The organism is Kitasatospora sp. NPDC056446 (genome assembly GCF_042796115.1).
GTDB lineage: Bacteria > Actinomycetota > Actinomycetes > Streptomycetales > Streptomycetaceae > Kitasatospora.
Genome location: NZ_JBHTRF010000060.1, coordinates 33697 through 53596 on the forward strand (window position 1 = coordinate 33697; position 19900 = coordinate 53596).

Below are 19900 nucleotides of genomic sequence, written 5' to 3' on the forward strand. Positions count from 1 at the left end.
GCTGGTCAGCCGGTCTGGGGCTGCTGCGGCTCGTCGACGGCCTCCCGCTCATCGTCGGGACGGCTGGTGCCCTCCTCATCCTGCCGGACGCGCTTGATGTGTTCGGTGTTCTTCTCGTCGACCTCATCCTTGAGGTGCGACAGATCCTTGGACTTCCGGTGGGCTTGCTCACGGTCGAACTCGGTCAACGGACGTGCCTTCCTGTTCCGCCGACGGATTGCCGGGGCGCGGGCGTCGGCCAGGCCAGGTGCCGGTCAGTCGGCGGGTGCCGACAGCGCCATGGTCGACCACGGCCGTGACGAGGTACGGCCTATCGCCTTTGGGAGACGGGGTGCCTGTCAGATGGCGAGGAGGTCGGTGAGGTCGTAGGCGTGTTCCTCCTCCTCTTCGAGGATGGATTCGATGAGGCGCCGGGTGGTGGGGTCGTGGTCGCCGAGCCAGCGGGCGATCTCCTGGTAGGTGGAGATCACGATCCGCTCGGCCAGCAGGTTGTGCTCCAGCATCGCCTTGAGGTCCTTCTCGTGCGGCGCGGTGTGGGCGCGCTGGGCGAGGGTGGCGGGGTCGAAGTCCGGTTCACCGCCGAGCTGGGCGATCCTTTCGGCGGCCCGCAGGGCGTGCTGCATCTCCGCGGCGGCGTGTTCGGTGAACTCCGCCGCCACCTGTGCGCGGTCGATGCCCGTGGCGGAGATGGCGTGCCGGGTGTAGCGCAGCCAGCACACGATCTCGGTGGCGACCACGTCGTTCAGGACCGCGATCACCTTCTCGGCGTCGAGGCCGTAGGTACTGGTCACCGCTCCCTGCGCCATCTTCTGGCGGGCTTCGTCCCGGATCCGGCTGACGTCGATGACCAAGTCGTCGCCTGCCACGGTGTGCTCCCAGAGGTGGGGGTAGGACGGTCCTGGCAGGCGTTCCCGGTGACGTTCGAAGAGATTCCAGCCGGTGCCTGGTGCCACCGGTTCGCAGTAGAACGCTGCGGTGGTGCGGCAGGGCGCTCAGCCGGCGTCGGGCAGGCGAGCCTGGAGGTTGCCGTCCTGATCCGTCCGGGTGGTGAACCGGGGCTGCGGTGCGGTGGCCGGGCCGCCCACGTTCCAGCCGTCCGTCAGGCGGAAGACACTGCCGTGCCAGGGGCAGGTCACGCAGCCGTCGGCGACCTCGCCCTGCGAGAGCGGGCCGGAGAAGTGGCTGCACCGGTCGGCCAGGACGTGGAACACGTCCTCGGCCTCCCGCACGACGAGCACCGGCACCTCGCCGATCATCCGCCGTGCCGCGGCTCCGGCGGTGAAGTCCCGGGCGAGTCCGAGGGTGTGCCAGCCGGGCTCCACCAGGTGGGCGACGGGCTCGGCCTTGTTGGCGCCGGCGGCCTGCCGGTGGGCGAGGTGACCGCCGATCGCGGCCCCGGTGCCGACCGCGGCCAGTCCGGCGAAGCCGAGTGCGCGCCCCAGCAGGTTGCGGCGGCGTGAGCGTGCGGCCCACGACGCGCCGTACAGGCCCACCGCGGCGGCCATCGACGCGGCGTGCACCAGGCCGGTGCGCATCTGCTGCTCGTGCTGCTCGGCCCAGTCGACCCAGCCCGTCCAGGCCGCCGGGACGGCGGTGACGACACCGACCGCGACCAGGAGACGGGCAGCGCGCTCCGAGCCCGGTACGACGTCGAGGACGGCCGCGGACAGCCACGCGCCGACCGGCACCTGGACGAGGGCCGGGTGCAGCGGGTGCCCCAGGGGGCGGCCGTGCAGCACATCGCGCAGTCGCCCCAGCGGCAGGCCCTGGACGGCGCGCTTGAGCGGCTCGGTGATCGTGTCGAGTTCCTCGGAGCCGCCCACGGCGTCAAGTACCTTCAACGCCCGGATGCCGATGCCGTCGCCGCCGTCCGGCCGGCCTGCGGCGGTGATACGTGCCAGGAGGGTTCCCATGGCAGCTACGCTGCCCGCCGGCCCTCAGCGGCGCGGCCCGGACTGGGCCGAACGGCGGACCCCGGTGCGGTCAGGTGCGCCGGCCCGGGCCGGGCTCCGCGGTCAGGGCGTCGAGGTCACGCAGGAAGTCACCGAATCCGCCGCGGGCGCGCGGATCGCACCGCGCGGAGGTGGTCACGGGGCTGCCGGTGGTGCGTTTGACGCGGTAGCCGCCGGCTTCCAGGGCGGCGACCAGCGTCCTGTCCTCGCCGACGGGAAGCGGCGCGAAGCCGCCGGCCGCACGGTAGGCGTCGGCCCGCACTGCCAGGTTCGCGCCGTGGACGTGCCGGTGCCCACCGGCGGGCGGATCCTGCCGGTAGTGCCGCAGGAAGGCCGTGGCGGCGCCTTCCGGATGAACGGTCCAGTCCACGACCCGAACCGTTCCCACAACGGCGTGCCAGCCGCACGCCGCGAAGGCCAGCTGGTGGGCGAGCCAGTCGGCCGGCACGCGGGAGTCCGCGTCGGTGTGGGCCAGCCACACGCCGTCCGGGCTGAGGCCCGGCCGGGCAGCGAGGGTGACGTCCAGGGCGCGGCGGCTGCCGGCGGCGCGTGCCAGTCCGACGTTGCCCGCGGCCAGTTCCAGCAGCTCGGCGCCGTGGCGGCGGGCGACGGCCGCGGTGGCGTCCCGGCAGGCGTCGGCCACCACGACGACCCGGCTCGGAAGATCCCGCACACGCGGATGCCGGACGGCGCGGTGCAACGAGGTCAGACAGTCGGGGAGCAGTTCCTCCTCGTCGCGGGCCGGCACGACCACCGCCAGGGCCCGGATCACGCCAGTCCCTCGGCTGCGGCAACCGACAGCCGTGCCGCCGTGGTGCCGGGCTGTTCGGGGCGGGTGAACACGTCCAGGAGGAAGTCCGGCTCGCTGTGCGTGGCGATCCGCACCAGGGACGGATGGCCGCCGGCCTGCCGGTGGACGGCTTCGGCGCTGCGGGCATGGTCGGCTACCGGGTGGCGCCAGTGGACGAGCTCCAGGGTCCCTCCCGGCTCCAGCGACCGCACCGTGCGCTCCAGCAGGTCGGCGCCATCCGCGGCGGTGAAGTAGTACAGCAGCTCCGACAGGACGATGAGGTCGAAGCTCTCCTCGGGCCAGTCTTCGGGCAGCTGGCGGCGTTCGACCCGCACGTGGGGCAGGTGCGCGAGGCGGGAGCGGGCCTGGGCGAGGGCGCGTTCCTCCCGGTCGCAGGACAGCAGGTTGCGGCAGCGGCCGGCGAGCAACGCGGACAGCACGCCGACCGAGCAGCCCGGCTCGAAGGCGCTGCGGTAGGCGGGCTTGGGCAGGGCGGCCACGGTGAGGGCGTACTTACGCTCCTCGTACCAGCGGTCGGCGAGCCGCCATGGATCGTCGCAGTCGGCGTACATGCGGGTGAAGTAGTCATCCGGCGTGCCCGCCGCCCCGCCCGCAGCGTCATGGGGTGGAGGCACGGTCACTGCCAGATCACCTCGAAGTCGCGGCGGAAGTGGGCGAGTTCTGACGGCGGCAGGATCGCCGCGTCCCCGGGCCCGGTGCCGAGCGGCTCGGTCTGGCTGCGGAAGCACTCCAGTGCCGCCTGCTTGCGGGCCCGGGCGATGGGGGACAGCGGTATGCGGGCCGCCCGGTGCCAGGGCAGCCGCCCGTCCCCGGGCACGGCCCAGTGCCAGGCCCACACCGGGTACTCCCACACCGCGACGCCCCGCACTGTGCCCGCTGCCCGGGCGGCGCGGCCCGCCGCCTCGTGGTCCGGGTGCAGATCGTCACTGAACGGCGCCACGCACAGGTCGCAGTCCCGCAGCAGCCCGGCCAGCTGGGTAGTCAGCTGCTGCTCGTGCCTGGCGACCCGGCCGTCCGGGACACCCAGCGCCACGCTCTGCACGTCGGCGCCCAGTCGGCGCAGCGCCTGGCGCAGTTCGCGGGTGCGGATGGCTGCCAGGCTGCCGGCCGTAGGGCTGCGGCTGTGCGGATGGGAGGCCTCGCCGTCGGTGACGGACACCAGCCGCACCCGCACACCGGCCGCCACCAGGGAAGCGATCGTGCCGCCGAAGCCCAGGACCTCGTCATCGGGATGCGCCGCCACCACCACGACGCGCGGCGGGCGACCCCGCACGGCCGGCAGACAGGCGAGCGGATCGATGGCGGGAAGAGCCCGAAGCCCGGGCCAGGCCTGCCACTCGCGTTCGCGGGTACCGGCCGCCTGGATCAAGTCGGCCGGCGCCGCCTTCACAGCGCGGCAGCCCGGGAGCTGGGCCCGGCGGCGCCTCACATGTCCTCCCAGTCCACACGGGCGGCGCAGACGGCTTTGCCGAGGGCGGCGAGGTCGCGCTCCGCGTGGTGCTGGCGCAGATAGACGGTCAGGTCCGCGACGGCGCGCGCATGGGCGCAATCGTGGCCCAGCGGAGCAGCGCCGAGCGCCCGGCCGACCCGGGCCAGGACATCACCGGCGGCGCTCTCGACGGCGGCACGCACCCGCATCGTGTGCAGACGCGCCGTGCCGTCCTTGTCGAGCGGGTCGGCGTCGACGCCGGCGGCGGCACGGTCCAGCAGGGCCCCGACCGTGGCAAGGCGGGCGTCGACGGCGCCGAGGTGCGCCAGCGCGTGCGGGTCCAGGTCCCACTTTCGTGCGGCGGACAGCAGCGTGCGGGCAACGGCGCGGGCGCCGCCGTACCAGCATGCGGCGACGCCGATGCCCCCGTGTTGGAACCCGGGACGCTCCAGGTAGGCGCCCGGCTCCCCGACCGGCACGGCCCGGACACCGTCGAGGTTGACGTCCAGGGTGTCGCTTCCCGCCATGCCCGGGCCGGGCCAGGAGCCCGGCAGCGGTTCGACACCGGGCTGTGCGACCTCGACGGCGAACAGCCACCGCAGCTCACCCTCGCGGGCGGTGACGAGCGCGTGCGTACACACCCGTGCGCCCGAGCAGAACGGCTTCACCCCGACCAGCCGCCAGCCGCCCGCCACCCGGTGCGCCTCCAGCGTGTAGCCGGGCGGCTCGGCCGCCCATACCCCCCACCGCGCCCCGTCACCGCCCGCCGGCAGGCCTTCCACGCCCAGCGCGTCGAGTTCGGCGAGGATCGCTACGGCATCGGCGTGCCCCTCGGCGAGCCGGGCCAGGGACAGGTCCCACTGCGCCCACCGGGTCAGCGCCTCCCACCGGGCGCGGGTCCTGCCGCCGCCGGGCAGCGGAAGATCGAGCTCCCCGCAGGCCGCCATCCGTGTGAACTCCTGGGCGACGCAGCGGCGGTGCGACGCAGCGCAGCAGTGGTCCGGGAGTTCGCCGCTGCCGCTCAAGGTGTCGACCTGACCGGTACCGCCGCTCATCAGCCGTCCGTCCTGCGGGGATGACGTCGGCGGGGCACCCGCGCAGGCAACGGCGGCAGGGTCGACGGTCGAAAGGACAGGCCAGCGGTCACGGAGTGCTCCTCGCATCGAACCGGGCGCGTACACAGCAGGCTCCCGGCGTCGCTTCCGACTCTGCACCGCGCACCCACCGCCCGCACGCGCGACGCCACAGTCACCCCGCTCACACCGCCCCGCGCCGAACCACTGCCTCCTTGCCGGACAGTTCACAGGGGTGGTTTCGAGTCGGTGTCCCTGTCGGAAGTGGTGCCATCACCGGTGAGAATCCCGGTGCTGATCGCCTGGTGCCAGCCGTTCAGTGTGCGCGCCTGATCCACCGCACGCCGGATGAGCCGGTCCAGGTCCGCCGGATCCAGTCGCGGGTCCGTGTCGGCGATGGACCGTAGCGCCCGCCACAGCGCGGTCTTGCCTTCGACGCCGGTGCGCATCGCTTCCAGTTCGATCAGATCACTGAGTGGGGAGCGGCGCGCCAGCGTCCCGTTGGGCTTGAGGCGGCTGACCCGTTCCCCCGCGAGGCCGAGCCAGGTGCGGTAGTGGCGCACGGGCACCGCGAGACTGTTCATGATCCGCACGAGGTCGTCGCGGTCCTCCTCCACATCGCGGGCCAAGCGGTGCAGGTCGGTAGCACGCCGGCTGTCCGGGTGGGTGTCGGCCATGCGCCGGGCGAGTGCGGCGCCGCCGAACGCACCGGTCAGATGGTCGTTCAGGTAGATACTCAAGGGCTCCGTCAGAAGCTGGGGAGACATCGCTGCCCTCCTCGGACAGGCCGATCGGGAACGCCGCGCGCCCAAGCGGGCAGACCGGCAGCGGCGGCATAGAGGCGCCCTTCCATGGTGCTCCGCCCCGCGGGCGGCCGCTTGCCCGGCACCGGTACCCCGCGACGCCGAGCGGCCACGAGCCGCTGAGAAACCCACGCTCAAGCCGCCCGGGAGGCAGCCGACGGCCGGCGCACATAGGTTGCCCGCATGACGACAGAGGAGGCGACGATCCCCGCGGTGGGGGCGCGTGGCCTGGACGAGGTACTCGAAGTGACCAAGGCAGCCAACCGGCACCCCCCGCCGCACACCGATTTCGAGCACGGCGTCCTGGCGTCCTACCAATGGGCCACCGGTGCCCAGCCCGAAGCCCCCGTGACCGCTTCCGCGCCGCCCGTGACCGGGAGGCCCTGCCGTGAGCAGCTGTTCGCCGAATGCCGCAGTGCAGCCGTCAAACTGCGCGCCGCCCTGAACGACGACGCCGACGTCGGCTACGTCCTCGGCGCCTACACGGCACTGGCCTGGCTCTGCGGCCACCACGACGACCATCCGTGACCCGGCAGGGTCCTGCGGCGACCCGCCCCGTGGCACCCGTCGAGAAGACGACCGGCTGGGACGCGGTCGGCAGCGCACACCACTCACGTGGGGCCGGCGCACCCAGGCAGGCAGAGGACGCAATGCGCTGCTTCCCAGGGACGGCAGATCGGTTTCACCAAACGCGGCCGTGGCCCCCGGATCCGCGGGAAGGAGCAGAGGCGTGGGTCAATTCGATGCGTTCAGCGCCCTGTTGGACTATCCGGTCTATATCGTCAGCGCGGCGGTCGGCGATGAGCGAGCAGGGTGCCTGGTCGGCTTCGCCGGCCAGAACTCGCTCCACCCGCCGCGCTTCACCGTGTGGATCTCCAAGGCGAACCGCACCTACACCGTCGCGTCCCGCTCGCGGGTGCTGGTGGTCCACCTGCTCCCGGCACACCGCCACGACCTCGCCGAGCTCTTCGGCGCCCGCACGGGTGACCACGTCGACAAGTTCGCGGCCACCGCGTGGGTGCCCGGGCCGGGCGGAGTCCCGGTCCTGACCGGCGCCATGGCCTGGTTCGCCGGCCACGTCCTCGACCGGGCCGACTGGGGCGACCACGTGGGCTTCCTCCTCGCCCCGTTCGACACCACGACCACGTCGCACACCAGCGGCGGGCCGCTGACCTTCCATGACGTGAAGGACATCGACGCCGGACACCCCGCGTAACCGGGGGCAGGTTGGGTCCGGGTGCGGCGGGACAAGGAGCGACCGGTGGCGACGAACAGGGCCGGTGGCGGCCGGGAGCGTCCACATCGAGAGGCTGCAGGAGCGGGCGGGCCGACTCCGGAGCGAGATGCGATGCGTGGGGAGGTGCGCGTGTCTCGGACCGGTGCGCAGACCCTGCTCCGCTTCCCCCGAGGCCGCTGTCATGGAAGCGATGGCCTGCCGGCGGCCGGGCGACGCCCGCAAGCATCGGGTCGCTGCCCAGCCGGGCAGAGACTCCTGCACTCCGGCCTCGTACTTGCCAGAACAGTCCCGGCACAGAACACTGCGTTACCAATCTGGTTCCGAGCGGTAAGGTCACCCCATGGAGGACAAGCACCTGTTCGAGTCGGTGTGTGACGTTCTCGCCTGCCATGGCTTCGACGTGGCACCGCCGCAAGCGGCCGGGCTCTTCGTCCGACTGCGACCGGGCAGGGGCCTGCTCGTGGGCTGGCGGCCGGGACCCACGACCGCAGGGCCGGCGGTGCCCGGCGCCTGCGACGCGGCGGACGTCGAAGTCGGCGACGAGTTCCAGCATCTCCGGGGCGCACTGACCCTCGCCTTGTCCGAGATCCTCACGACATCCGGGTACGTCGTGACCGGTCAGGGCGTGGACCTTTTCGTGGCCGCCCCTCGCGTGGCAGCCCACATTCCCTCGCCCACCACCGCCGATCCGGTGACCAGCCGGATCGTGTAGAGCGTGGTAGTGCTGGACGGGCCGCCCCGCTGCGCTGAGGCGAAGAACCTGCAACTGGGCTACTGCCGGCACCCACCCCCATCCTGACGGACACGGTCACGCCGAGCCCGCCCGGGGCTACCGGCCGCTGCCGTGGACCTGTGGGACGAGCCCAGGCGCTTCATCCGGGCCGTCGCTGCGGAGCTTCGGGGACCGGGAACAATGCGTCCATCGCGAACATGGACTTCCGCGAGTCCACCAACGCCGTCGACGAGGACAAGGGGCTCAAGGGCTTCTGAGCCAGGCCAGCCGGCAGGTCAAGATCACCGGTTGCCTAGACTGGCCTGATGCCCCGTCCCGAGACCAGTGCGCGCACCATGCCGAGGGCGGCGGTGGCGGTGGCCGCTGCGGCTCTGCTCCTCGCCATGGCCACGGCTTGTGGCCCCGGCACGTCCGACACGGCCTCATCCCCGGCACCGATTCCCTCCGTTGCGCCGACGACCCCAGCCGCGCCGTCCACGCTGCCGCCGCCGACCTCTCCGACCGAGTCGACCGTGCCCGCCCCGCCCGTGTCGGCCCCGCCGCCCGCACCGAGGACGGCCATCGCCGAACCGACTCCACCCGGGACGGCCGCCACGCCGAGCGGGCGCGTGGAAGCGGGGGCGAAGCCCAGCGCCGGCGCCGCGGGCAGCGACTCTCCCGGACGGCACGACGGAAGCAACTACGACAACCTCTCACCCGCCGGGCAGGAGGCGCACGACACCGAGAACTGCGCCCAGATACCCGGGAAGAAGAAGGGTAGCTGCAACGAGCCGCACCGCAAGTGCCGGGAAGCCGGCGCCACCGCGACGTCCTCGGCGGGCATCGCCCTGACGTGCCGGACGTACGCCAAGGACGGACGGCTGCGCTGGCTAGCCGCCGGGGAGTGACCCGGAGCCCGCTCTGATTGCAGCCTGTAGCCAGACATCCGTGTCGCCATCTGACACTGACCATCGCCAACCAGTGCTGACGGTCTCCGCTGCCGCGCCCCTGTGGACGAGTCCCGTGCCACCGAGACGAACATGCCGTTGTGACGTTTGCGGTGTGGACGCCGAGCAGAAATGGCTGATCGGGTCTGGGCATCCGTGCTCCCCGTTGAGACCGACGGCCTGTCCTGCGTGAGGTCGCGGCGATCCGGGCGCCCTGCTCGTTGTGGAGCGGAGGTCACCGGGGTCTTCGGTGCCTGCCTCGGCGGGGCGAGGTCGGGCGGGCTTCGCGCTGCTCAGGGTTTCCCCTTCGAGATGAAGAGGGTGATGGCGGTGTCCGGGGGGACGGCGGTGCCGGGGCGGGGCTCGGTGTTGATCACCGCTCCGGCGGGGGTGTTCCAGTCGGTGAAGTCCTGGACGTGTCCGGTCTTCAGTCCGGCCTCGGTGAGGAGCTTCTCGGCCTGGTCCCGGGTCATGTTGAGGACGGGGGGACGGTGACGGAGGCAGTGCCCGGCCCTGGGGCGGCGGGCGACGGCGTCCCGCTTCCCGTCGGTGTGCCGGGAGACGCGGCGGTGGTGGTGTCGGGGCCGGGGCGGGTGGTGGTGATGGCCTCAGGTTCGGGGGCCGGTTCGTCTACTGGGTGAGGGTGACGGCTGTGCTCGGACCTCCCTGTCCTGTGCTTTGCCCAGACCTTCCCGAAGGGGGAGCGGTAGATCCCCGGCTACACCTGCCGACGCGCATCAGTGGCAGCACGAAGCTGACGCCGGCGAATCAGCGGTGCTCGCGTACGCCCCTGGCACGCGCCCCGAACGTGCGGCTTAAGGTGCGGCATCTGCGCTGTGGGGCTGAAGAGTTGGGGGAGCGTCATGGAGGGCAACGAGCCGAAGAACGTGCGCGAGGTGCTCCGGCAGCTCGCTCAGCCGTCGAACGTCGCGGTCTACTCCAGCGACAAGCTGCTGGGCGAGGTCGAAGCCGTCGCGGCGAAGGACGACGAGGAACGGGAGCAGAACGAGCTTGACGCGCTGCGGCGCAAGCCGGGCCTGCGACCCGTGCCGTCCAGGGAGCTTGGCGCCGGCGTCCAGTTGACGCCCTGGGAGGTGCTGCACACCCTCGGGCGCGCGACCGCGCTCGCGCGGCGCGGTGCCGGGCGGGGGCTCGCAGAGCACTGGGGCTGCCTCAAGTACAGCCAGGCGTTGGAGGGGACGCTGGGAACCTTCATGGCCCTGTCGGCCGAGGGGCGTGACACGGCGGACTACTACAAGGCGCTGCAGTCCGATGAACTGGGCGTCGGGTTCGCGCTGGCTGTGGCCAAGCATGTTCTGGCCAGGCGCTATCCGGACCACAGCGTGTCGATCGTGCCCGCCGATGCCGCCTTGCGAGCGGGCTTCGCGGTGACCGGCCGGGACAGCGGTGTCTCCGTCGGCTACCGCTACCGTCCCCAGTACTTCGCGGAGGTGTGGAAGCCCGGCCGGCCCTCGCGGGTCTTCCCGATCGCCTGCAAGGGCAACCACAGCGGCGCCTCCGCCTCCCACACCCAGCTCGCCTCGGCCGCAGTCCACGCCGACGCCGTGCACATCGGCGGATGGACGGACACCCCGGCCCTGGTCTTCAGCACCGAGCTGCCCGTCGACGGTCCGATGACCGTCCACGTGCTGCACGCGCGCGGCAACGGCGGCACACTCACCCACCCGGCCGGCGAAACCCGCGACCTGGACAAGGAACTCGACCAGGACAACATCTTCCCCGGGATCATGCCGCCCGCACGAGACGGCGAGAACCCCGACTCCGTTCCGGGCTTCCATATCGAAGCGGACCACTTCGCCTGGTTCCAGCACGTCCTCGCCCGCACCGGCGCGGCCGGCCTGACGGCCTTCGCCGGCGACGCGGCGGCAACCGTCCCGTACCTCACCGCCCGGCAGGGCCGCAAGCGGTACGAGGGCATCTCGCATGCCGCGATCGGCAGCGTCCAGGACGCGGAGCACGAATTCCTCGGCATCCCCTTCGTCGGCACCGACCACGTCCTGCGCCTCAACCGCACCCGAGTGGAGGCCTTCTCAGGCGTGGCTGAGGACCTCTTCGAGCACTTGGCCAAGCGCTGCCTCACCCACTACCGCGACGAGGTCCACGCCCGCCGCTCCTCCTGGCCGACCACCACCTGGGACGACGACTGGGACGGACCCGTCTCCATCCACCCGGACGGATCCGTCCTCGCCCTGCGCGTGCTCCCGGAAAGGGACTGCCGACAGGGCAACGCCCCTGTGTGTTCCGGTAGCCGGTAGCCGGTAGCCGGTAGCCGGTAGCCGGTAGCCGGTAGCCGGTCGGCGCGGCGGCCTGCCGGACTGAGGACACTGGACGGCCGACGAGAGGCCGGGCCCTGCCGGGCACAGCCGTGGCACCTGCCGTGCCCGGGCCACTGCTCATTCCTCGTCGTCGGCCTCCGGTTGCCAGGCCTGGAGCAACGCGTGTACGGGAAGTGCGGAGTCCGGCACCGCGAGGCGGGTGACCGGCATGGCGCCGGTAGCTCCTGCGATGAGGTGCTCGCCGATGAGATGCGGGACGAGCAGTGCCACCGTCCCGGCCGGCCAGTCGGCCGCGACCTGATAGGTGGCGATGACGGCCGATTCCCACGTCGTGAGCGGATCGTGCGCCCGTTCCTCGTAGTCCTCCTTCTCGACGGCGGGGATCTTCACGGCGAGCAGCTGCCGCAGGGCTTCGCCGTGCAGGGCGGCCTGACTGCGGGCTTCGCGAATCCAGCCCGCGACGAGGCGCTCGAACGCGGCCTCGGTCTCCGGCCGGCCCTTGCGGCGGCGGCCGAACGCGTCGCGCACCACGGAGGACACTGCGAAGTCGTTGTCCTCCAGGCGGTGCCACGACCAGGACGCCCGGTGCTTCCAGGCGTGCCAGGCACGTTGCATCACCTGGGCCGCGTCGGCGCCGAGGCCTGCGAGCTCCGGGCCCGGTGTGAAATCCGGTTCCGGGAGCAGTTTGACCGCCGCTGCCTCCACCAGCGGGACCGGCTGCACCAAGACCGCGAACGCGCGGCGCTCGTCCTCGATGACCTCGGCGAACCCGGCCTGCAACGGCTCGGCCCATGGCCGCAGGACGGGGAACGCCTGGAGGGCCTTGTTGCTCCTGATCAGGTAGGTGTGCAGGCGGCGCCAGTGCTCATGGCGGTGGCGCCGCGTCTCACGGGCGCGGGAGTAGCGCTCCCACGCCTCGTCGTCGAAGTCCTCCTCCAGCTCCCCGGCTTCGCCATCCGCCTCGTCCGACGGCTCACCCGTACCGCTTGGGGGGTACTCGCCGGTGGCCAGGGCGAGGGCGGCATCCGCTTCCTCCGCCCTTTCCTCCTCCGAGTCGGGTTCGCGGTCAAGCCAGATCTTGAGAGTGCCGATGTCGATGACCGCCGCCCCGAGCTGGAGGAGCGGGCTGTCGGCGGGAAGCGGCCAGCGGCAGGTCCCGCACAGCCGTCCCACAACCTCACCCGGCGGGATCTCGGCGCTCCGGACGGAGGACGCCGACCGCAACGTGCCGCAGGCCTCGTCGCCATGGAGCTTGCCCTTGCCGGACGCCGCGGCGTAGCACGTGAGGGAGATGTTCCCGGCAGAGCCGAGCGGAATCTCCGGAGTGAAGGTGCGGCCGAGCGGGACACGGCGGACAGAGGCGGTAATCGACGGCATACCGGCACGCTAGCCGGTCCCACTGACACCCGTGCCGTCGTTCCTCCGCTGCCGTCCGCAGGCGGCCACGCGCCAGGGAATCCCTGGGGACACGGCCGCCCGGGGCTGCTCCGCCGCCAGCGGCATAGTCGTCGTGGGGGACAACTCCTCGGCGACTCAGGTACGGTGTCGGGCAGGGCCAGGTCCGGACCGCCGATAGCATCGGCGGAACCAGCTGCGGTCAGCAGACTTCCTCACCGTCCGGAGGCGCGTCAGCAACGCGCCCACCAGCGGAACTCCACCCTCCTCGGCGCCGCCCTCCGCACGGCGCGCCTTCCACCGCACCGGAGTTCCCTGCATGCCCGAGCACCAACTCACCTCCTCACCCCGCGACTTCCTCTGCGAACACACCCCCAGCAAGAGCCGCGTCCTCGCACTCCTCTCCCACGACGACGGCCCCGACTCGCTCCAGGCAGTCCTCACCTGCCGCGACCCCGAACTCGCCCACCACGCGGCCGGACTGCTGCGCCGGACCCTGAGCCGGGCGGCGGGTGCCCTTCATGCCGAGTCCGTGGACGGGCTGTGCGGGCAGTTGCCGGACGCTCCGGCGTCCTCGCTCCGGCAGGCCGTGGCCCACGTGCTCGCCGGTACCTGGCCGGCCGCGGCTGGAACGCTCATCGCCTGGCCCGAAGGATCCGCGCACGAGGAACCCGACCAGGAGGACGGCGCCGACAGTGAGGGCGGCGATGACGACGTGGCCGCGGAATCCGGTGCTCCCGCACGGGATGAGGCTCGGTTGCGTGACTTGCCCGGCCAGGTCGTGCGGATCACTTCGCTCCGCGAGTTCCACGTCCACGACCGGCAGGCCCTGCTGGACGCGGCGGGCGAGCAGGGGTGGGAGCCGATGCCGGCCGATCAGCTTGACGATGACGACCCGCACGACGTGGTCGGCGCGGTCATGTGGCTCGCGGACCCGCCCGTCGACGTCGACGGCGCGGACGCCCTGACCGAACGCAGCCACATCTCTCTACTGCGGCGGAACAAGGGCGACGAGGTCGCCGAATGGAGTGCCGAGCCGGTCGTGGCGGACTTCGGCCCCGGCCGGCGTGCCGCCAAGGCCGGGGAGTCCCCTGAGCACAGCCGCGGGGAGGAACTTCCCGATTTCGCGGCGCTCTTCCCCGCGAAGCCTCCGCACTGCGAGGACCCGGAGTGTGAGGAAGAGAGCTGCTTGTGGCAGCTGACTCCCCGCACGGCCGATCTCCTCCACACCGCGCTGTCGCTGCTGGCCGACGAGGCGTACGAGGACGCGGAGGAACTCGGTGACGGGCGCCTCGTCCCGGATGAGCACGAGGGCGATTGGGGGGTGTTCCTGCGGCTGCCGAAGCTGACCTTCGCCACCGACCTCCAGTGGCGGCGCCGCTTCGCCCGCGCCGCCGACGACCTCGCCGGCGACCTCGAACGCGGCCATTGGCCGCGGCCGACCTGCACCGCCGAGGAACTCGCCCTGCACCTCGCCATCGACGACGCCGGCGACAGCGCCGACGAACTCGGGGACGACTCAGACGGCACGCACAGCACACTGCCGACGCACCGCGACGACTACGACCTCGGCGCCTGTACGGACATGTCCTTCCAGGACACCGACGTCCTCATGCTCTACAGCTCCCGCTTCGACGGCATCGAGGACCCCGACGGCGACGCCAACCGGCAGCTCGGCGTGGGGGACCTTCGCGCGCAGGCCTGGTTCGAACCATTCGGGAACGTCACGGCCCGCGACCCCCACCGCGGCTTCCGACGCTGAACAGCCGGGCACGCGCCGGAAGGCGGCACCTTGTGTGCCTCCGCCCACCGTCTGCGGCAACCGGGGAGGAAGGCCGACGGGGCCATTTCGGCCCGGCACGGCAGGTCGGGTGACCGACCGAGCGGCTATGCGGCGAGCGGCAGGTCGTCGTCGCCACGGGGGACGGCGCGGAGCCGGTTCGTCTGGGCTTGGTCGAGGGCTCGGGCGAGCGCGCGCGGCCTGCCGCCGTTCGACCGCGGTGCCGAACCCATCCTGCGGCACCTGGTGGGCCACGGCTTCCTCGATTAGGACGGTGAGCTGCTGTTCATCGGCCCGGCCGCCGAGGAAAAGGTCGGGCGCCGCCACTTCACGGGCATCACCGCTGTCTTCACCGCCCCACCCGAATTCACCGTCCTCGCCGGCCGCCGGGAGATCGGCCGCACCGACCCCATGCTCCTCATCGAGAAGATCGAAGGCCCTGGGTCCTCTTCCTCGGCGGGCGAAGCCGGAAAGTCACCTGGATGGACTGGACCAGGCACCGCTGCTGCGTCGAACCCTCGGACCTCGCCGGCCGCGCATGCTGGTTCGGCGCCGGCTACAGCGGCACCTCCTGCGCTGACGGCCGCTTCTGCACGTAGGATCGGCGGTACTGTTTGCGGCCCGACAGGCTTCCCGCTGAGGACATGCCCCCAACCCGCACGAATCACTCGTGGTCTGGTCTGGGGGAGTCCCTTCGTGCCCATGCTCCTGCTGAAGTTGTCGGCGCAGGATCTGCTCACTCTGAACTCGCGTCGCCGGATGGTGCCGCATCTTGCCGAACGGTGGCGAAAGTTCCGGGAAAACGAGGCTTCGGAGACGGAGCGGTTCGCATGGGCGGAGAGTCTGATTTGTCTGGCGAACGATTTGGTCGCCGCTGATCGTGGCAATGTGCAGATGGTCGTCGAGTGCGCCGCGACTGCTGACGAGGACCTCAAGGGGGGCAGTCCCAGGATCGTGGACGTCGTCCTGGTGGGCCGCCACCCGCGCGAGAACCGGCCGTCCGTCCAACTGGTGGAGCTGAAGCGCTGGTCGACCGTGACCAGGGTCGAGCGGGCCGTTGCGGACCAGATCTACGTGGCGGGCCTGGCGAAGCCCAAGAAGCACCCCGCACTGCAACTGCGTGAGTACTACCGTGCGTTCACCGGCGGCCGGGGTCCCTTCGGCACGGTCGACATCGAGTGCGGCGGCTTTGCCTACCTGCACAACGCCACTGAGGACTCTGTCCGTCCGCTGATCGACGTGGACGCACCGACGGGTGTCTATGCGCAGGTGTACACCGGTGATCGTCGTCGCCGGTTGCTGACCGACTTGCAGGGGCACTTTGCCGCCGACGGCGGCGGCACCGAGGCCGAGCTGCTGCTGCGGGGCATCGGCGTGCGCAACGCACCACTGCTCGACGCGATGATGTTGTCCCGGGGCACAGACACGGTCTTCTCCCTGCGGGGGCGGCAGAAGGAGGTGGCTGATCAGATCCTGGAGACAGCTGCCAAGGTACTGCCCTCCTCGAAGCAGCCCGCGCTGGTTCCGGACGAGCGACGAGTGGTTTTCCTGGTGACCGGTGGCGCGGGCACCGGCAAGAGCGCTATCGGCCTGCAGATCAAGGCGGAGCTGGAGGCGGCCGGCCGGAACGTCAACTATGCCAGCGGGAGCAGGGCCTTCAACGCGGCGATGCAGGAGCACGTCGGTGTCGGTGACCGGGAGTTCAAGGAGACCTTCACCTACTTCTTCAATTACGTCACGACGCCCGACCCGCTGCTCGATGTTCTGATCTGCGATGAGGCACACCGACTCCGTGACCGCTCCGAGAACCGGTTCTGGCCGCCGGAGAAGCAGGGATCTCGGCCGCAGGTGGACGAACTCCTCGATGCGTCCCGGCTGACGGTGTTCTTCCTCGACGAAGGCCAGGTCGTTCGTCCGAAGGAGGTCGGCACGGTCGACCTGATCCAGGAGGCGGCCGATCGGCGCGGAGCCAAGGTGGTGCGGTACGGCCTCCGCGAGCAGTTCCGATGCGGCGGCAGTGACGCGTACGTCCGCTGGGTGCACGCGCTGCTCGGTATGTCGGATGACGAACCCGAGAACTGGACGCCGGACGGCTTGATGCATGTCGAGGTGGTGGACACGCCGGACGTGCTCAGGGACATCATCCTCGGCGAGGAGAGCGCCGGGGCAACCGCGCGTATGGTTGCCGGCTACTGCTGGCCTTGGACCGAGCCTCTGGGCCGGGAGAAGCGACTGGAGCGGGATGTCAGGATCGGTGACTGGCACGAGCCGTGGAACGCGAAGAGCGACAGCTTCTGCGCGGACGATGTCCCGCCCGGTGTCAGGTGGTCGATGCACAAGAACGGCATCGGCCAGATCGGCTGTGTGTATACCGCGCAGGGCCTCGAATGGGACTGGTGCGGAGTGATCATGGGGGATGACATGGTGCGCCGGGACGACCAGTGGGTGTTCCGCCGAGGCAAGGAGACGGAGAAGTCAGCGCAAGGTGTAAGACGGGTGAGAGTTCCAGGATCGCTTGATCCGAAGGTCAGTGCGAGCAGTGTCGGTGACGAGGAGTTCGCCCGCCTGATTCGGCACGCCTACCACGTGCTGATGACCCGGGCCAGCCGTGCGACGGTGCTCTATTCCACGGACGAGGAGACCCGGGCCTACCTCAAGGGCCTTGTCGGGGAGACCGAGATCCACGGATTGCGGCCGACTCGGGAGAGCTTGCCACGGCATCTTGCCCCTCCGAAGCGGGGACGGAAGAAGCCCAAGAACGACCTTCGCTTGTTCTGACGGAAGGTGTGGAAAGGGGAAGTGGCGGGCTCGCCGGGCCCGCCACTGACCTGCGTCAGAAGAGCAGGTGCGCCACCGAAGTCAGCGCCGCCACCAGCATGTTGGAAGCGACTCCGACAGCGATGTCGGTGAGGATCTCGCGGATCCGTCCACGACGCGCAGGCTTGTACTCGATCGAGGTCATGCGGCCATCTCCAGGTGGTGATCAGAAATGGCAGGGGGCACCCTACCGGGCAACCACGCTCACGTCAGGTGTCGACCACCTGACGGGCACAACCATTCGTCAATCGCCGCCTGTCGAGGGCGCATGGAACCTAGGCCTCGTACCCTCCGGGAAGGTGCGCAGCGCAATGATGCTACCGCGTGGACGCGTTGGCGTCGGGGAGCGAGCGGAACCTCGCAGCGCTTCGTCGGACGCGGCGAGGCAAGCCGCGAGCACGTGCCGGCGTCGGCCGGACGGCCGGTCTCATCGGCCCGCAGGCAGGGGCTCCACCTGGTGGTTGGCCACCAGGTTCCGCAGTTTGGCGCGCGTCTCGGGGTCCGTCGAGTACACGACTGTGCCGATCATTCCGCGTGTCAGCAGTACCTTGTAGGTGTTGCGGATGAGTCGGTCGATGTCGGCGTCGGTGGTGGACTTGCGGAAGACGGGGTCCTTGGACGCCGTCCGGTCGGTGATCCACCGGTCGGTCCGCCAGACGAGGTCAGGCCCGAGGATGACACCGCTCCAGTCGTACTCGAAGCCCTGGGCGGTGTACACGCAGCCGACCTGGCCGAAGCCGGCAGGGTCGGTGGCCCACAGCGCGGCCGGAGGGGCGCCCGCGATCGAGCGGTCGCCGTACACGTTCCACGGGCGGGCCCAGTCACCGATGTGCACGTCGAGGGGGAGCTGGTCTCCGGGGGCCACCTTCGTGGTCCACTTCCAGCAGTACCCGGCCGACATGCGGGCGCCGTATCCCTCAGCGCGGCGGGCGTCGAGGAACGCCTCCAGCTCCTGGGGACTGTCGACCACCTCCAGAGCGACCTTGCCGTCGGGCTCCCACCCGACCGGGCCGCCGGGCTCGAGGTTCAGCAGACGCACCACCCAGTTCAGGTAGGCGTCGCTGCCGCCGCAGCGGAACTGGCTGTCCAGCTCGACCACCTGGCAATCCAGACCCTTCACCGCGGCGGCGGCCCGGATCTGGGCCACCGTGCCCATCTCGCCCGGCCGGACGACCTGGTGCTCGTCCAGCAGGAAGACAGGCACCCGGGCGGCGTCGATCAGCTCCTCGATCTGGGGCTTGCCGGTGCGTTGGGCGGCCCGCGTGTAGCGGTTGGCCGACGTCTCCCGGATCCGGTGGGCCTCGTCGCAGATCAGTACGTCCAGACCGTTGCGCTCGGCGGTCATGAAGCTGTTGAAGTACTTGAACAGCTCCTGCACCTGCTTCTTCCGCGCCCCGGCCATCCGCCGCATGGTCGTGGTGAACGAGCTGGACCCGGTCGCGTGCAGAGCCGTGACGCCACGCCGGTACAGATCGCCCAGGAGGGACAGCGCGATGACGCTCTTCCCGGTACCCGGGCCGCCCGTGATGACGACGACCTCCTTGTGGTCGGACTGCTGCGCCTGGCGCACCGCGCGCAGCACCAGCTCGTAGGCGACGCGCTGCTCGTCCAGCAGGACGAACTGCTCGCGCTCGCGGACCTCGTCGGCGGCGACCGCCATCAGCTGCTTGGACGGGGCCACCTTGCCCGCGAGCAACTGGTCCGCCGCCCCCGCGCCGGAGACCGGCTTCAGCTTCGACTGGAGGTACTGGACGAACTCACCGCGGCGCTCGGCGGTGAAGAGCCGACCGCGCTCGTCCTGCGGCACCTCGTAGAGGCCCTGGACGCCGAACTCCGTCGCGTTGTGCAGGAAGGCCACGCCGGACAACCGCTCGGGATGGGCGGCGAGCGCGCCGTTGAAGGAGATCAGGTAGTCGCAGTAGCCGCGGACCTGCTCGATCGGGTTCAGCACCGGCCGGGTGTACGCGTCGACCCGGCAGAGCAGCGGCTCGCCGTCCTCCGGCAGCGCGCTGCTCCACTGCTTGAGCTCGACCACCACGTACGACGGCTCGCCCGTGCCCGGGTGGACGCCGGCGAGTATGACGTCGGCTCGCTTGCTGTTGAGCGGGAGCGAGTACTCGAGGAGCACCTCGACCATGCCGAGCCCGGCGTCCAGCAGCGCGTTGGTCAGAACCGGGATGCTCCGCTCCCAGGAGCGCACCTCGGACGGGCTGGGCTTGTGGCCGTGCTTGTGGACGAACTGGTCGATGAGGCGCACGAACAGTGATCCGGCCAGGCTCTCGGCGGCGACCGAGGACGCGGAGTCGCGGAACAGCAAGACATGCTCCCAGGCAGCACGAAGTGACTCGTGCGGGTGGGGGCATGTCCCTGGAGGGAAGCCCGGCGGGCCGCGCTGATGACAGGGCTAAACCTACAGTGGCGAGTCTGAGGTCGTGCCCGAACACCTGAGCCTCCACAACGCATGGAGGACCGGGGAATGGGTGGCGGGGGCGGCTTGCCTGGCCGACGGAGCCCCGGAGCGGCCCCGTCTGGACCGGGCTACTCCGGCGGCTTAGGCCCAATGCCGGTGACTTTGTCCTGTCTGTCTCGTTGGTTGTGGTGTGGCGAGGGTGGGGCAGGTCAAGGCGCCTGCGGGCGAGCGGTTGTC

18 protein-coding genes and 1 pseudogene are annotated in these 19900 nt (G+C 71.1%); 7 read left to right on the top strand and 12 right to left on the bottom strand.

What is annotated here, in order from left to right; all coding sequences use genetic code 11:
* Positions 1–5 precede the first annotated feature (5 nt).
* From ACFQ6N_RS29600 to ACFQ6N_RS29635, 8 genes are all read right to left on the bottom strand, one after another.
* Positions 6–188 carry a hypothetical protein gene (locus ACFQ6N_RS29600; protein ID WP_380655514.1) on the bottom strand — a complete coding sequence of 61 codons (183 nt, stop codon included), beginning with the start codon at positions 186–188 and terminating at the stop codon, positions 6–8.
* Positions 189–338: 150 nt separating this feature from the next.
* Complete coding sequence (locus ACFQ6N_RS29605) at positions 339–806, bottom strand: ferritin-like domain-containing protein (protein WP_380655505.1); 468 nt, start codon at positions 804–806, stop codon at positions 339–341.
* A gap of 186 nt (positions 807–992) precedes the next feature.
* Positions 993–1913, bottom strand: coding sequence for a Rieske 2Fe-2S domain-containing protein (locus ACFQ6N_RS29610; protein ID WP_380655460.1), 921 nt, complete (start codon positions 1911–1913; stop codon positions 993–995).
* Positions 1914–1983: 70 nt separating this feature from the next.
* Complete coding sequence (locus ACFQ6N_RS29615; protein WP_380655462.1) at positions 1984–2724, bottom strand: glycosyltransferase; 741 nt, start codon at positions 2722–2724, stop codon at positions 1984–1986.
* Complete coding sequence (locus ACFQ6N_RS29620) at positions 2721–3314, bottom strand: SAM-dependent methyltransferase (RefSeq protein ID WP_380655508.1); 594 nt, start codon at positions 3312–3314, stop codon at positions 2721–2723. The genes ACFQ6N_RS29615 and ACFQ6N_RS29620 overlap by 4 nt, the downstream gene beginning before the upstream one ends.
* Before the next feature lie 65 nt (positions 3315–3379).
* Complete coding sequence (locus ACFQ6N_RS29625; protein WP_380655465.1) at positions 3380–4153, bottom strand: PIG-L deacetylase family protein; 774 nt, start codon at positions 4151–4153, stop codon at positions 3380–3382.
* A gap of 35 nt (positions 4154–4188) precedes the next feature.
* On the bottom strand, positions 4189–5247 hold the full coding sequence (locus tag ACFQ6N_RS29630; protein WP_380655468.1) for an acyl-CoA dehydrogenase: 1059 nt from the start codon (positions 5245–5247) through the stop codon (positions 4189–4191).
* A 245-nt stretch (positions 5248–5492) separates the two neighbouring features.
* Positions 5493–6032: a hypothetical protein gene (locus tag ACFQ6N_RS29635; protein ID WP_380655470.1), complete on the bottom strand. Its 540-nt coding sequence runs from the start codon at positions 6030–6032 to the stop codon at positions 5493–5495.
* Positions 6033–6251: 219 nt separating this feature from the next.
* Between ACFQ6N_RS29635 and ACFQ6N_RS29640 the strand changes: the two genes are divergently transcribed.
* The 4 genes from ACFQ6N_RS29640 to ACFQ6N_RS29655 all read left to right on the top strand — a co-directional run bounded on the left by ACFQ6N_RS29640 (position 6252) and on the right by ACFQ6N_RS29655 (position 8925).
* Entirely contained in the window at positions 6252–6596 is a 345-nt protein-coding gene (locus ACFQ6N_RS29640; protein ID WP_380655473.1) for a hypothetical protein, read from the top strand.
* Between the two features lie 202 nt (positions 6597–6798).
* Entirely contained in the window at positions 6799–7284 is a 486-nt protein-coding gene (locus ACFQ6N_RS29645) for a flavin reductase family protein (protein WP_380655476.1), read from the top strand.
* A 361-nt stretch (positions 7285–7645) separates the two neighbouring features.
* Complete coding sequence (locus ACFQ6N_RS29650) at positions 7646–8017, top strand: hypothetical protein (protein WP_380655478.1); 372 nt, start codon at positions 7646–7648, stop codon at positions 8015–8017.
* A gap of 533 nt (positions 8018–8550) precedes the next feature.
* Entirely contained in the window at positions 8551–8925 is a 375-nt protein-coding gene (locus tag ACFQ6N_RS29655; RefSeq protein ID WP_380655481.1) for a hypothetical protein, read from the top strand.
* A 332-nt stretch (positions 8926–9257) separates the two neighbouring features.
* On the opposite strand, the pseudogene ACFQ6N_RS29660 reads toward ACFQ6N_RS29655, so the two are convergent.
* Positions 9258–9440 (bottom strand): annotated as a pseudogene (locus ACFQ6N_RS29660) (PASTA domain-containing protein); the annotation flags it as partial.
* A gap of 387 nt (positions 9441–9827) precedes the next feature.
* Between ACFQ6N_RS29660 and ACFQ6N_RS29665 the strand changes: the two are divergent.
* Positions 9828–11240, top strand: coding sequence for a hypothetical protein (locus ACFQ6N_RS29665; RefSeq protein ID WP_380655483.1), 1413 nt, complete (start codon positions 9828–9830; stop codon positions 11238–11240).
* Between the two features lie 138 nt (positions 11241–11378).
* On the opposite strand, the gene ACFQ6N_RS29670 is transcribed toward ACFQ6N_RS29665, so the two are convergent.
* Positions 11379–12638 carry a hypothetical protein gene (locus ACFQ6N_RS29670; RefSeq protein ID WP_380655486.1) on the bottom strand — a complete coding sequence of 420 codons (1260 nt, stop codon included), beginning with the start codon at positions 12636–12638 and terminating at the stop codon, positions 11379–11381.
* Between the two features lie 337 nt (positions 12639–12975).
* Here ACFQ6N_RS29670 and ACFQ6N_RS29675 point away from each other — a divergent pair, with 337 nt between their 5' ends.
* Together ACFQ6N_RS29675 and ACFQ6N_RS29680 are read left to right on the top strand one after the other, a co-directional pair.
* A complete protein-coding gene (locus ACFQ6N_RS29675; RefSeq protein WP_380655489.1) occupies positions 12976–14418 on the top strand; it encodes a hypothetical protein in 1443 nt (480 codons plus the stop codon).
* A 720-nt stretch (positions 14419–15138) separates the two neighbouring features.
* Entirely contained in the window at positions 15139–17214 is a 2076-nt protein-coding gene (locus tag ACFQ6N_RS29680; protein WP_380655511.1) for a DUF2075 domain-containing protein, read from the top strand.
* A gap of 55 nt (positions 17215–17269) precedes the next feature.
* On the opposite strand, the gene ACFQ6N_RS29685 is transcribed toward ACFQ6N_RS29680, so the two are convergent.
* Positions 17270–17398 carry a DUF6408 family protein gene (locus ACFQ6N_RS29685; RefSeq protein ID WP_220783974.1) on the bottom strand — a complete coding sequence of 43 codons (129 nt, stop codon included), beginning with the start codon at positions 17396–17398 and terminating at the stop codon, positions 17270–17272.
* A gap of 282 nt (positions 17399–17680) precedes the next feature.
* Positions 17681–19570 carry a DNA/RNA helicase domain-containing protein gene (locus ACFQ6N_RS29690; protein WP_380655493.1) on the bottom strand — a complete coding sequence of 630 codons (1890 nt, stop codon included), beginning with the start codon at positions 19568–19570 and terminating at the stop codon, positions 17681–17683.
* Between the last annotated feature and the right edge of the window lie 330 nt (positions 19571–19900).